16 protein-coding genes are annotated in these 12,107 nt (G+C 64.4%); 8 read left to right on the top strand and 8 right to left on the bottom strand.

All coding sequences use genetic code 11. The features are described from left to right. Positions 1 to 2 precede the first annotated feature (2 nt). From NLM32_RS38355 to NLM32_RS38335, 5 genes are all read left to right on the top strand, one after another. The gene (locus tag NLM32_RS38355) at positions 3 to 1,403 is read left to right on the top strand and encodes an NAD(P)(+) transhydrogenase (Re/Si-specific) subunit beta (protein ID WP_254133863.1); all 1,401 of its coding nucleotides are present in this window, start codon (positions 3 to 5) and stop codon (positions 1,401 to 1,403) included. Positions 1,404 to 1,426: 23 nt separating this feature from the next. Continuing rightward, positions 1,427 to 2,227 carry an alpha/beta hydrolase gene (locus NLM32_RS38350; protein ID WP_254133862.1) on the top strand — a complete coding sequence of 267 codons (801 nt, stop codon included), beginning with the start codon at positions 1,427 to 1,429 and terminating at the stop codon, positions 2,225 to 2,227. Between the two features lie 63 nt (positions 2,228 to 2,290). Beyond that, entirely contained in the window at positions 2,291 to 3,388 is a 1,098-nt protein-coding gene (locus NLM32_RS38345; protein ID WP_254133861.1) for a calcium:proton antiporter, read from the top strand. A 24-nt stretch (positions 3,389 to 3,412) separates the two neighbouring features. Beyond that, on the top strand, positions 3,413 to 3,697 hold the full coding sequence (locus NLM32_RS38340; RefSeq protein ID WP_188105482.1) for a cupin domain-containing protein: 285 nt from the start codon (positions 3,413 to 3,415) through the stop codon (positions 3,695 to 3,697). 93 nt (positions 3,698 to 3,790) lie between these two features. Further along, positions 3,791 to 4,750, top strand: a complete 960-nt coding sequence (locus NLM32_RS38335) for a hypothetical protein (protein ID WP_254133860.1) — start codon at positions 3,791 to 3,793, stop codon at positions 4,748 to 4,750. 27 nt (positions 4,751 to 4,777) lie between these two features. Here the strand turns inward: NLM32_RS38335 and NLM32_RS38330 are convergent, their stop codons facing one another. Both NLM32_RS38330 and rpsU read right to left on the bottom strand, forming a co-directional pair. Continuing rightward, positions 4,778 to 5,428, bottom strand: coding sequence for a tetratricopeptide repeat protein (locus tag NLM32_RS38330; RefSeq protein WP_254133859.1), 651 nt, complete (start codon positions 5,426 to 5,428; stop codon positions 4,778 to 4,780). 125 nt (positions 5,429 to 5,553) lie between these two features. Continuing rightward, complete coding sequence (gene rpsU, locus NLM32_RS38325) at positions 5,554 to 5,850, bottom strand: 30S ribosomal protein S21 (RefSeq protein ID WP_027545547.1); 297 nt, start codon at positions 5,848 to 5,850, stop codon at positions 5,554 to 5,556. A 260-nt stretch (positions 5,851 to 6,110) separates the two neighbouring features. On the opposite strand from rpsU, the gene aqpZ reads away from it, so the two are divergent. Beyond that, positions 6,111 to 6,833 (top strand): aquaporin Z, encoded by a 723-nt coding sequence (gene aqpZ / locus NLM32_RS38320; protein ID WP_254133858.1) that lies wholly within the window; start codon positions 6,111 to 6,113, stop codon positions 6,831 to 6,833. A gap of 36 nt (positions 6,834 to 6,869) precedes the next feature. Here aqpZ and NLM32_RS38315 read toward each other — a convergent pair whose 3' ends face one another. Together NLM32_RS38315 and purE are read right to left on the bottom strand one after the other, a co-directional pair. Then, positions 6,870 to 7,976 (bottom strand): 5-(carboxyamino)imidazole ribonucleotide synthase, encoded by a 1,107-nt coding sequence (locus tag NLM32_RS38315; protein ID WP_254133857.1) that lies wholly within the window; start codon positions 7,974 to 7,976, stop codon positions 6,870 to 6,872. Further along, positions 7,973 to 8,461 carry a 5-(carboxyamino)imidazole ribonucleotide mutase gene (gene purE / locus NLM32_RS38310; protein WP_254133856.1) on the bottom strand — a complete coding sequence of 163 codons (489 nt, stop codon included), beginning with the start codon at positions 8,459 to 8,461 and terminating at the stop codon, positions 7,973 to 7,975. The genes NLM32_RS38315 and purE overlap by 4 nt, the downstream gene beginning before the upstream one ends. Positions 8,462 to 8,548: 87 nt before the next feature. On the opposite strand from purE, the gene NLM32_RS38305 reads away from it, so the two are divergent. Continuing rightward, complete coding sequence (locus tag NLM32_RS38305; RefSeq protein WP_375143607.1) at positions 8,549 to 9,346, top strand: GGDEF domain-containing protein; 798 nt, start codon at positions 8,549 to 8,551, stop codon at positions 9,344 to 9,346. 2 nt (positions 9,347 to 9,348) lie between these two features. On the opposite strand, the gene NLM32_RS38300 is transcribed toward NLM32_RS38305, so the two are convergent. From NLM32_RS38300 to NLM32_RS38290, 3 genes are all read right to left on the bottom strand, one after another. Further along, complete coding sequence (locus NLM32_RS38300) at positions 9,349 to 9,600, bottom strand: hypothetical protein (RefSeq protein WP_028138362.1); 252 nt, start codon at positions 9,598 to 9,600, stop codon at positions 9,349 to 9,351. Positions 9,601 to 9,622: 22 nt separating this feature from the next. Then, positions 9,623 to 9,841, bottom strand: a complete 219-nt coding sequence (locus NLM32_RS38295) for a hypothetical protein (RefSeq protein ID WP_254133854.1) — start codon at positions 9,839 to 9,841, stop codon at positions 9,623 to 9,625. 151 nt (positions 9,842 to 9,992) lie between these two features. Then, on the bottom strand, positions 9,993 to 10,199 hold the full coding sequence (locus tag NLM32_RS38290) for a YdcH family protein (protein ID WP_008546179.1): 207 nt from the start codon (positions 10,197 to 10,199) through the stop codon (positions 9,993 to 9,995). A gap of 327 nt (positions 10,200 to 10,526) precedes the next feature. Between NLM32_RS38290 and NLM32_RS38285 the strand changes: the two genes are divergently transcribed. Further along, the gene (locus NLM32_RS38285; protein ID WP_254133853.1) at positions 10,527 to 10,709 is read left to right on the top strand and encodes a YdcH family protein; all 183 of its coding nucleotides are present in this window, start codon (positions 10,527 to 10,529) and stop codon (positions 10,707 to 10,709) included. Between the two features lie 112 nt (positions 10,710 to 10,821). Here the strand turns inward: NLM32_RS38285 and NLM32_RS38280 are convergent, their stop codons facing one another. Continuing rightward, positions 10,822 to 11,925, bottom strand: a complete 1,104-nt coding sequence (locus tag NLM32_RS38280; protein WP_254133852.1) for an NAD(P)/FAD-dependent oxidoreductase — start codon at positions 11,923 to 11,925, stop codon at positions 10,822 to 10,824. Between the last annotated feature and the right edge of the window lie 182 nt (positions 11,926 to 12,107).

Genomic DNA, 12,107 nt, shown 5'->3' with positions numbered 1-12,107 from the left:
AGATGAGCGCCAACCTCTCTGCATTTTTGTATCTCGTGGCGGGAGTGCTGTTCATCCTGTCGCTGCGCGGGCTGTCGAGCCCGGCGTCGTCGCGCCAGGGCAATCTGTTCGGCATGATCGGCATGGCGATCGCGGTCGCCACCACGCTGGCCAACCATCCGCCCGCGGACGGTCTCGCCTGGGTGCTCGTCATCGTCGGCATCGCCATCGGTGGCGCGATCGGCGCGGTGATCGCGCGTCGCGTGCCGATGACGTCGATGCCGGAACTGGTCGCCGCCTTCCACTCGCTGGTCGGCATGGCCGCAGTGCTGGTCGCCGCCGGCGCGTTCTACGCGCCCGAGGCCTTCGACATCGGCACCCCCGGCAACATCCATCCGCAGAGCCTGGTCGAAATGTCGCTCGGCGTCGCCATCGGCGCGCTGACCTTCACCGGCTCGGTGATCGCGTTCCTGAAGCTGTCGGCGCGCATGAGCGGCGCGCCGATCATCCTGCCTTTCCGCCACATCATCAACATCGCGCTGGCGATCGCGCTCGTCGTCTTCATCGTCGGGCTGGTGATGTCGGGCAGCGCGTTCGATTTCTGGATGATCGTCATCCTGGCGCTGGCGCTCGGCGTGCTCATGATCATCCCGATCGGCGGCGCCGACATGCCGGTCGTGATCTCGATGCTCAACTCCTACTCGGGCTGGGCCGCGGCCGGCATCGGCTTCACGCTGGGCAACTCCGCGCTGATCATCACCGGCGCGCTGGTCGGCTCCTCCGGCGCGATCCTGTCCTACATCATGTGCCACGCGATGAACCGGTCCTTCATCTCGGTCATCCTCGGCGGCTTCGGCGGCGAGACCGCGGCGGCCGGCGGCGGTGCAGGCGGCGAGCAGAAGCCGGCCAAGCTCGGCTCGGCGGACGATGCGGCCTTCATTATGAAGAACGCCTCCAAGGTCATCATCGTGCCCGGCTACGGCATGGCGGTGGCGCAGGCCCAGCACGCGCTGCGTGAAATGGGCGACATCCTGAAGAAGGAAGGCGTCGAGGTGAAGTACGCCATTCATCCGGTCGCGGGCCGCATGCCCGGCCACATGAACGTGCTGCTCGCCGAGGCCAACGTGCCCTATGACGAGGTGTTCGAGCTCGAGGACATCAACTCCGAATTCGCGCAGGCCGACATCGCCTTCGTGATCGGCGCCAACGACGTCACCAACCCGGCGGCCGAAGAGGACAAGACCTCGCCGATCTACGGCATGCCCGTGCTCCAGGTCTGGAAGGCCGGCACGGTGATGTTCATCAAGCGGTCGCTGGCGTCGGGTTATGCCGGTATCGACAATCCGCTGTTCTACCGCGACAACACCATGATGCTGCTCGGCGACGCCAAGAAGGTCACCGAGAACATCGTCAAGGCGATGTAGCATCGGAGAGCCGGCGGTAGGCGATGACAGTCCTGAAATGGATCGCCATCGTCGTTGCCGCCGGATATCTCGCCGGTCTCGTCCTGCTCTATGTGAAGCAGCGGGACATGCTGTTTCCGATTCCGACGACCGAGCGCAAGTCGCCGGCCGCGGCGGGATTTCCGCAGGCCGAGGAACACATCCTCACCACATCCGATGGCGAGAAGGTCATCGTCTGGCATGTGCCGCCGAAGCCTGGCCGCTCGGTGGTGCTGTTCTTCCACGGCAACGGCGACTTCCTCGCCGGCCTTGCCGGGCGCTTCAAGTCAATCACGGCTGACGGTACCGGTCTCGTTGCGCTGTCCTATCGCGGCTATGCCGGCTCCAGCGGTGCGCCGAGCGAGGACGGGCTGCTGCGCGATGGCGCGGCCGCCTATTCATTTGCGAGGGAGCGCTACGACGCACAGCGCATCGCAGCCTGGGGCTTCTCGCTCGGGACCGGCGTTGCCGTCGCGATCGCGTCCGAACACCCGGTCGGAAAGCTGATCCTCGAGGCGCCTTATACGTCGATCGCCGACGTCGCGGCCGCTCATTTCCCGTTCGTCCCGGTCCGTCTCCTGATCCGCGATCCCTTCCACTCGGACCAGCGCATCGCGCGCGTTGCGATCCCGCTGCTGATTGTGCACGGCGCGCAGGACCAGACTATTCCGATCGCATTCGGCGAAAAACTTTTTGCGCTGGCCCGCGAGCCGAAGCAGTTTGTCCGCGTCGCCGGCGGCGGGCATGACGATCTCGGAAATTTCGGTATCGCCGAGACCGCGCGAGCCTTCATCAACGGGTCATGAGGGCTGACGCGCGCGATGTTCTCGCGCATACTCGGCCTCCAGTTGCTTGGAGGAATTGCTGGAATGAGTACACACGGACCGATGCCGCGGTCGTCCTGGATTTTCCCCGCCCTGGCGGTGCTGCTGTTCCTGATCGTCACCGTGACCGGCTACGGCTTCACCCTGTCGGCCGGCGGCGGCCTGTTCGCGGTCGTCCTGCTGGTGATCCTGTTCGGCACCGTGTTCGCGGCCGTGCATCATTCCGAGGTGATCGCGGAGCGGATCGGCGAGCCCTACGGCACGCTGCTGCTCACGCTCGCGGTGACCATCATCGAGGTCGCGCTGATCACCACGATCATGCTCGGCGACAAGCCCGCGCCGGAGCTCGCGCGCGACACCGTCTTTGCGGTGGTCATGATCGTCTGCAACGGCCTCGTCGGCCTCTGCGTGTTCATCGGCGGGCTTCGCTACCGCGAGCAGGGTTTTCAGCTCTCCGGCGCCAACGTCTATCTCAGCGTGCTGATTGCGCTCGCGACGCTGACGCTGATCATGCCCAACTACACGCTGACGACGCCGGGGCCGATCTATTCGACACTTCAGCTCGGCTTCGTCGACCTCGTGACCATCGTGCTCTATGGCGTGTTCCTCTACACCCAGATGGTCCTGCACAAGGACTACTTCGTTCACGAGCGGGCGGACGGCGAGGGCGGGACGGCCCATCTGCCGGGCAAGATGCTGGTGCTCAGCATCGTGCTGCTCCTGATCTCGCTGCTGGCCGTCGTTCTCCTCGCCAAGAAGTTCTCGCTGGTGGTGGACGCCGTTGCCGACAGGATCGGCGCTCCGCCGGCGTTTGCGGGCCTGCTGGTCGCGCTCCTGATCCTGATGCCGGAGGGCGTCTCCGCGATCACGGCCGCCCGCCGGAATGACCTCCAGAAGAGCATTAACCTGGCGCTCGGGTCCTCGCTGGCCACCATCGGCCTGACCATCCCGGCGGTCGGGATCGCCACCTATGCGCTCGACCAGCCCCTGGTGCTGGGCCTCAATCCCCAGAACACGGCGCTGCTGTTCCTGACATTCTTGTTGAGCATGCTGACCTTCGGCACCGGCAGGACCAATGTCCTGTTCGGGCTGGTCCATATGGTGGTATTTGCCGTCTACGTGTTCATGGTCTTCGTCCCCTGAACCGATTCCCCGAGGAGAGTTCCGATGCTTGCCGCCAAGTCCGAGGTTCAGGTCGACAATGACGAGGTCCGGGTGACCGAGTGGCGGCTTGCCCCGGGCAGCGCGACCGGGCATCACACCCACGGAATGGACTATGTGATCGTTCCCGTCGTGGCCGGCGAAATGACCATCGTGGCGCCCGGTGGAGAGCGTTCCAAGGCGCAGCTTGCGGCCGGGAAATCCTACTTCCGCAAAGCCGGCGTCCAACACGACGTACTTAACGAAACCTCAACCGAGATCGTGTTCCTTGAGATTGAGCTGAAGCCGTAAGGCACGCGTAACCTTTGCCATCGATCCGTCGCAGTTGATCCCTTACAATGCCCCAAAGTTCCCGCATCTGATCGCGCGGGGAGTGGCCGAGAAATGCTGAAATACCTCGCTAAAATTTCGATGGATATTTTCCCCTCGGTGCTCGCGACGATCATCGGGGCCTACATCGTCAATCACTACATCAACGCCAGGCCGGCGGCGGATACCCCAGCCGCGGTGGTGGCGCCTGCGGATGCCGGCAAGAACGGCAAACCCGCCGATGTGGCCAATCTCCCGGCCCCCGGCGTGAAGGCCAAGGGCGTCTCCGAGAAGAGCATTTCCGACAAGAGCGCGACGGACAAGCCCGCGGGCGAGAAGCCTGCCGAGGCCAAGGCTGCGGACAAGGCTGCGGACGTCGGCCGCACCCAGGCGCATGAGAAGGCGGTCGCCAAGTCCTCGCCGGCGTCTACCCCGGCAGCCCCCGCCGCGGCCCCGGTGGTTGAGGCCAATTCGTCGCCGGCTGCTCCGGCCGTGACCCCCGACGCCAACGATCTGGCTCGGGCCGCCATCGAGCGCCTGCGCAAGTCGCCCGAGGGCAAGGCTGCTGAGAAGGCCGCCGAAGCCAAAGCCACCGAGACCAAGTCCACCGAGAGCAAGTCGACCGACATCAAGCTCCCCGACGCCAAGGCGGTCGAGCGGAAGTCCGAGCCTGCGGTTCAGGAAGCGTCTCGTGTGCCCGAGCCGCCCCGTGTGGTGACTGCGGTGCCGTCGACGGTGAGCCCGCTGCCGCCCCCGATCAATGTGTCGACGCCGTCGTCGGAGGCCTATGGCAATGGCGGCTCGTCGCAGCCGAATCCGCCCTACACGGCCTCGATTGGTAACGACAACCCGAATCGGCTGACGCCGCCGGCCGACATTCCGGTGCCCGTGATCGCGCCGCCGCTGGATCTGCGCGCCGATGCCGGTGCCGCCGCCCCCGCGCCGCGGCCCAAGACCAATGTCGCCGACGAGATGCTGTCGGGCATGAAGTCGATGTTCCACGCGGTTCTGCCGAAGGGCGCCACCCCCGATTAAGACGGCGTCAGCGCCGTCCCGACACCGTCAGCCGCCGACGCGGGCCAAGCCGCTGCGGGCGGCGTCATCGCGTGGGCGCAGGCCGACCGCCTTGTTGTAGGACGCCGCCGCCTTGGCCTTGTCACCCAGCCGCTCATAGGCCTGTCCCCGGGTCGTCCAGACCTGGGCATTGTGCGGATCGGCCTCGGCGGCTTCATCGAGATCGGCCGCCGCCTCCTTGATCTTGCCGATGGCGAGATAGCTGACGGCGCGGCCGAGCAGCGGTTCGGCCTTCTGGGGATTGAGCCCGCTTGCGGCGCCGAAATCGGCGATCGCGAAGTCGTGCTCGTTATTGCCTTGGTAGAGCAGGGCGCGGCCGTAGAGCGCCTGCGCATTGTAGGGATCGAGCGCGACGGCACGATTGAACTCGTCGAGTGCTGCCTGCGTCTCGCCGGACTTGACCAGGGCCTGGGCTTTTACGGTGTGGGCCTGGGCCTCGGTGACATTGCCGGCGCTGACTGCGCTGTCCGGGGCAGCGGCCGCCTTGGGCGCTTCCTGGGGCTTGTCTTTCTCCGGCATCAGCGAGCCGAGATCGAAGGAGCAGCCGCACAGTGCGATCCCCACCAAAGTCAGCGCAAGCGGCTGTCGCCAGATCCGGCGCAACCGCGCCAAGCCGGGCTCGGGGAAAGGGGAGGCCATCTACGGTTCGCTCGCGCTGGTGCCGCATCTGTAGTGCCCCGTCCCAGAAAGGCACTGCTCACAAAATAATAACGCGGGCCCGGGGCCCGCGTCATTGAAAACTCAGTCCTGCAACGTCGGCAAGATCAGCGCGGTCCGCGCGGACCTGCACCGGGGCCGCCACGGCCACCACGCTCACCACCGGGGCCAGCGCCGAACACCGGCTTCGGCTTCATCGGCAGCAGGCCTTCGCGCTGCAGCTTCTTGCGGGCCAGCTTGCGCGCACGGCGCACGGCTTCGGCCTTTTCGCGGGCCTTCTTCTCGGAGGGCTTCTCGTAGTGACCGCGGAGCTTCATCTCGCGGAAAATACCCTCGCGCTGCATCTTCTTCTTCAGCGCCTTGAGGGCTTGGTCGACATTGTTATCGCGAACGAGAACCTGCACGCGGCATCCTCTTCAGTGGATCGGATTTGAATTCTGGTAAGTCAAAGGGGATGGCAAAAAGCGCAAGCCCTTAACCTTGAGGGCGCGGATGTATCAGACAAAACCCGCCATGTCCACCTGCCAAGCGGGGTTTCGGGCCAAGTTCAGCCATTAAATGCGGCGAAAATACTCTCTTGCGGCCTCGATTTGGGAGATTCGGCGCCAAAACGGGGCCGCAGCGGACATTGTTCCGGAATCTTGGAAATCAGGGGAGACGCCACATGGATATGAAGAAATACGCAGCCGAGGCCATCGGCACATTCTGGCTCACATTCGCGGGCTGCGGCAGCGCGGTCATCGCGGCCGGCTTTCCGCAGGTCGGCATCGGCCTGGTCGGTGTGTCCCTGGCCTTCGGCTTGAGCGTCGTCACCATGGCCTATGCGATCGGCCATATCTCGGGCTGCCATCTCAACCCGGCCGTCACGGTCGGCCTTGCCGCCGGTGGACGCTTTCCGGCAGGCCAGATCCTGCCTTACGTGATCGCGCAGGTCTGCGGCGCGATCATCGCCGCCGAGCTGCTCTATGTGATCGCCAGTGGTGCGCCCGGCTTCGACGTCACTAAGGGCTTTGCCTCCAACGGCTATGACGCGCATTCGCCCGGCCAGTACAGCATGGTGGTCTGCTTCGTCACCGAGGTGGTGATGACCATGATGTTTCTGTTCGTCATCATGGGCGCGACTCACGGCCGCGCGCCCGCGGGCTTTGCGCCGCTCGCGATCGGACTTGCGCTGGTGATGATCCATCTCGTCAGCATCCCCGTCACCAACACGTCGGTGAACCCGGCGCGCAGCACGGGGCCCGCGCTGTTCGTCGGCGGCTGGGCACTGGCGCAGCTCTGGCTGTTCTGGGTCGCGCCGTTGATCGGTGGGGCGCTGGGCGGAGTGATCTATCGCTGGCTCAGCGAGGAGCCCTCGGGCGTCGTCGCGGGCGTGAAGACGGCCTAATCCAAGAGCGGGATCGCAGCTTTTACTGCGGTCCCCTCACTTGCTTTTTGAAGGCCTGACTTCGGTGACGTGGCCCATCTTGCGGCCGGGGCGCGGCGCGCCCTTGCCGTAGATGTGAACGGTTGCGCCCGGCACGCTCAGCCAGCTCTCGTAATCATTGATCTCGTCGCCGATCAGATTGGTCATGGTGACGACCTCACCGTGACGCACCGGCTTGCCGAGCGGCCAGCCGGCAATGGCGCGGATATGCTGCTCGAACTGGGAGACCGACGCGCCGTCGAGCGTCCAGTGTCCGGAATTGTGCACGCGCGGAGCGATCTCGTTGACCAGCACCTTCGGCCCGGTGCCGTTGGCGAGCACGAACATCTCCACCGCCAGCACGCCGACATAGTCGAGCGCGGTCGCGATCTTGCCGGCGATGCTGCGCGCCTCTTCGGCGAGCGAATCCGGGATCGGCGCCGGCGCGCGGGAAATCTTCAAGATGTGGTCGCGGTGCTCGTTCTCGGTGACGTCGAAGCATTCGACCTGGCCCGAAGCTGAACGCGCGGCGATCACGGAGATCTCGCGCTCGTACGGGATGAAGGCTTCCAGGATCGCCGATTTGGTGGCGAGGCTGGTCCAGACTTTCGCGATGTCGTCGCCTTCGCGGATGATGGCCTGGCCCTTGCCGTCATAGCCGAAGCGGCGGGTCTTCAGCACGGCGGGAAGCCCGATCTTGACGATAGCCTCGCGCAACGAAGCCACCGAGGTGACGTCGGCATAAGCGGCAGTGCCAATCCCGAGCCTTGTAACAAAATCCTTTTCGGCGAGCCGGTCCTGGGTGGTCTCGAGGATCTTGCGGTTCGGCAGCACCGGGCGGCGCGCATCCAGCACCATGGCGGCGGCGGCCGGCACGTTCTCGAATTCGTAGGTGATGACGTCGACGTCGTGCGCGAACATCTCCAGTGCCTCGACGTCGGCATATTCGGCGCAGGTCGCGTTCAGCACGACGTCGAAGGCCGGCGAATCCGGATCGGGCGAGAACACCTGGCAGCGCAGGCCGAGCCGTGCGGCGGCCATGGCCAGCATCCGTCCGAGTTGTCCGCCGCCGAGGATTCCGATGGTGTCGCCGGGCTTCAGCTTCACCTGCTTTGCGTCAGTCACGCCTTGTCCTCCGGGCGCTCGGCAACGGCCTCGGTCTGGGCCTTGCGCCAGGCGGCCAGGCGGTCGGCGAGGGCCGGATCGGACAGCGCCAGCACGGACGCTGCGAGCAGCGCCGCGTTGATCGCGCCGGCCTTGCCGATCGCGAGCGTGCCGACCGGAATGCCGGCCGGCATCTGAACGATCGAATACAGCGAATCGATGCCCTTCAGCGTCCTGGACTCGACGGGCACGCCGAACACCGGCAATTCCGTCAGCGCCGCGGCCATGCCGGGCAGATGCGCCGCGCCGCCGGCACCGGCGATGATGACCTTGAAACCGGCCGCCTTGGCGCCCTTGGCGAAGGCAAAGAGCCGGTCGGGGGTGCGGTGTGCCGAAACGATGCGGGCGTCGGAGGTGATGCCAAGCGCTGTGAGCGTGTCGGCGGCGTGCCGCATCGTCTCCCAGTCCGACTGGCTTCCCATGATAATGGCGATCGGCGCGGTCATGACGTCAATTGTGCTCGGAAAACAGAAGGATAGGCCAGATTAACGGTTCCGGCCGGCGGCTCGCAAGGCGGTGGCAAGGAGAAGGGAATGCACTATCCTGTCTTGGTGAATCCCCGCAAGCCTTCATTGAGCAGGATGCCCATGAAGAAACCAAAAAGGGCGACCGCGGCGAAGGCCCAAAAGGGCCGAAAAACCAGCGGAAGCCGAACGAAAACTGCACCCAAGCGGGCTGTGGCGCCGCCTCGCGCGCGGGCAGTCCGTGCTGCCAAGGGGACGAGGAAGGAAACCAGGAAAGAGCCGAGCGAGGATACCAGCAAGGCGACCATCCGCGCCCTGCGGACCAAGCTCACGCAGGCGCTGCGGCGTGTCGTCGAGCTCGAGGCGGCGGCCGACACCGATTTCCTGCTGGACATCCCCAACCGGCGCGGCTTCGAGCGCGAGCTCCAGCGCGCCGTGGCCTACATGAAACGCTACCGCGCGAGCGGCGCACTGATCGTGCTCGACGTCGACCGGCTGAAGCCGATCAACGATTCCTTCGGCCATGCCGCCGGCGACGAGGTGCTGAAGGCAATTGCCGCGACGCTGACACGGCAGATCCGCGCCTCCGACGTGGTCGGACGTCTCGGCGGTGACGAGTTCGCCCTGCTGTTGTGGAATCTCAGCGAGACCGATGCCAAGGCGAAGGCCGCGATCTTCGAGCAGGCGATCGACGAATTGTCCTTTGTCTTTCGCGGCCAGCACGTGACGGCGGGCGCTTCCGCGGGCGTCGCGTTGCTCGGTGCCCAGTCCGATGCCGTCCGCGCGCTGGAGGAGGCCGATGCCGCCATGTATGTGCGCAAGGCCCGCCGGCGGCACGAGCCGCGGATCAGGCTCGTGAGCAACTGATCCTACAGCGTGGCCAGATCTTCCGGCACGTTGCCGAATCTCCGCAGCAGCGTGGCGTCGCCGAATTCGCCGGTCATGGGATCGCCGCTGCGGCTGAACGCGACCGCGCCGATATGGCCGGCACCGCGCGACAAGGCCTCGGCGCGTCGCAGCGCGGCCGTCGAGCTCTGACACTCCTCGGCGGCGCCCGCGACGGGCGATCCGTCGGCATCGATCAGGAAAGGCATTGCAACGTAATAGGTCACATCCGACATGGCGTTGCTCCGGTGATCAGAACTAGGCGGCGCCGCTCTTGCCCCGCGTCCAGCTGCGCGAGGTCTCGGGAATGCAGCCGGCGGAGATCGCGGCCTGCAGCTCTTCCAGTTCGGCTTCCAGATATTCGTTGGCCATGATCAGCGCCTTGATGGTGCTGCGCAGATTGCCGTCACACATCGCGATCGCCTGATCGCAGGCTTGCTCGTAATAGCTGTTGTCGAGAAGGGCGGGGACTGACATCTGCGGTGTCCTTGCGGGTTGTGCGTGCAGGTTTTTCTTGGTCGATTTCTTGGGCGTTTCCTGGGGCGTCGGCGGCGGGATTTATGTTCCTCTTTTGTTCTTTTTGAGTCAAGCGGATTCATTTGGGCCGCAAGCCGCGACCGCTCGCGGATCAGGCGATGATGTCGGGCGTGATCTGGTCTTCGATGAAGGCGATGCGGTCGCGCAACAACAGCTTGCGTTTCTTCAACCGCTGTAACCGCAATAGGTCGGGGGCGGGCGATTGATGCAGTGCATCGATCGCCGCATCGAGATCTCGGTGTTCCTGCTGCAACCGGGTGAGCTCGGCTTCGAGCTCACGCTCGTCTTCATTGGTCATGTTTGCGGTGGCCGAAAACCGATTAGCTTGAGATTAAGGCTGTGGATGCCCTGTGGAAATTATCGTCCTTGCGCGGCGTGATCGCAAGCGATCTGCGACCTTCGCGCACCGCTCTCTCGCAAGATATTTCAACGATTCGCAGCAGTGTCGCGCAAGCGCATTGATATCATGGATCTTTCACCGCGTGGTTCCTTACTCACGCTTCATTACATATGAATTTTCAAAAATGACGCTGCGACGACGGATATCCATCGACAGAACGAATCGCCGGTGTACACTTCTTCGTCCGGATCGAATCCAAGGTCACCCCTACCGAGGAGGTTTCGAATGACAATTCAGGCACATCTGGTTGAATTGGAACGGAAGCACAAAGTTCTCGAAAACGAATTGCACGAAGCTCTCGTGCACCTTTCAACAGACGACCTGCAAATTGTTGAGTTGAAGCGCCGGAAGTTGATGGTCAAGGACCAGATCGAGCGTCTGAAGCAAACCGGCGACACGCTTCACTAGTAACCCCCGTAACAGCGTAAAGTTTGATCGTATCCTTTCAGGCAGGGATGAGAGCGTTTGCGCTCGTCCCTGCTGTTAGGTGCGCGCCGTGCAATGATCGTTGCGCGGCCGCTTAAATTTCTGCGAGCTCTGCGACGTGGTCCGCGATCGCGAGCGACGATGTCAGTCCCGGCGATTCGATGCCGAACAGATTGACCAGACCCGCGACACCATGGTCGCGCGGACCCTGCATCAGGAAATCCTGGGTAGCCACCGCCGGCGGCACGATCTTCGGGCGGATGCCCGAATAGCTCGGCATCAACGCGCCGTCGGGAAGCGTCGGCCAGTATTTGCGGATCGCAGGATAGAAGCGCTCGGCACGCGACGGATCGACTTCATAGTCGATCGTCTCGATCCATTCGACGTCGGGGCCAAAGCGCGCCTGTCCCGCCATGTCCAGGGTGAGATGCACGCCGAGCCCGCCGGGCTCGGGCACGGGATAGATCAGGCGCGAGAACGGTGCGCGCGCGTTACAGCTGAAATAGTTTCCCTTGGCGAGATAGGCCGGCGGAATCCGGTCGATCGGCATGCCGTCGATGTGGCGTGCCACGGTCGTCGCCGAAAGCCCGGCGGCGTTGACGAGCAGGTCGCATTGCAGCGTCATCGGCGCTTCGCCGCCTGCTTCGATCTCGATCACGCCAGCGTCTGCCTTGGCGCGGATCAGCGGCGTGTGAAACGCAAAGGCTGCGCCGGCTTCCTCGGCTTCCCCGCGCAGCGAGAGCATGTAGGCATGGCTGTCGATGATGCCGGTCGACGGCGAGAGCAGCGCGGCGTCACAGGCCAGCGCCGGCTCCAGCGCGCGCGCTGCTTCGCCCGAGAGCAACTGCATGTCGAGCACGCCGTTGGCCTCGGCATGCGCCTTGATCGATTGTAGCTTCTCGGTTTCCTTTGCATTGGTCGCGACGATCAGCTTGCCGCAATTCTTGTGCGGGATGCCGCGCTCGCCGCAATAGCGGTAGAGCGCGTGCTTGCCGCTGACGCACATGCGCGCCATCCAGCTTCCGGCGCGGTAGTAGATCCCGGCATGGATCACCTCGCTGTTGCGTGAGGAGGTGATGGTGCCGATGGCCTCGGCCTCTTCGAGCACGATCACTTCGCGCCCGGCCTGGGCCAGCTTCCGGGCCACCGCGAGCCCGACGACGCCGGCTCCGATGACGACGCAGTCGACCCTATCCATGGTTGTGCAGAAGTCCCGTTGAAGTTGCCGAGAGGGCCGGTTTGCCTGGGAAACGGGCCGCGCGGCCGTTGTCCATTAAGGAAGCATTTATCATGTCAGGGCAATTGCCGTATTTCGCGTCACATTTTTCTGTTGGGCGTACAGGCGTTTACCCGATCCAAACCCGTGAAGCCAGACAATCC

Origin of the sequence: Bradyrhizobium sp. CCGUVB14 (assembly GCF_024199935.1) — a bacterium.
Classification (GTDB): Bacteria; Pseudomonadota; Alphaproteobacteria; order Rhizobiales; family Xanthobacteraceae; genus Bradyrhizobium.
This window is presented reverse-complemented; position numbering and strand designations above follow the sequence as displayed.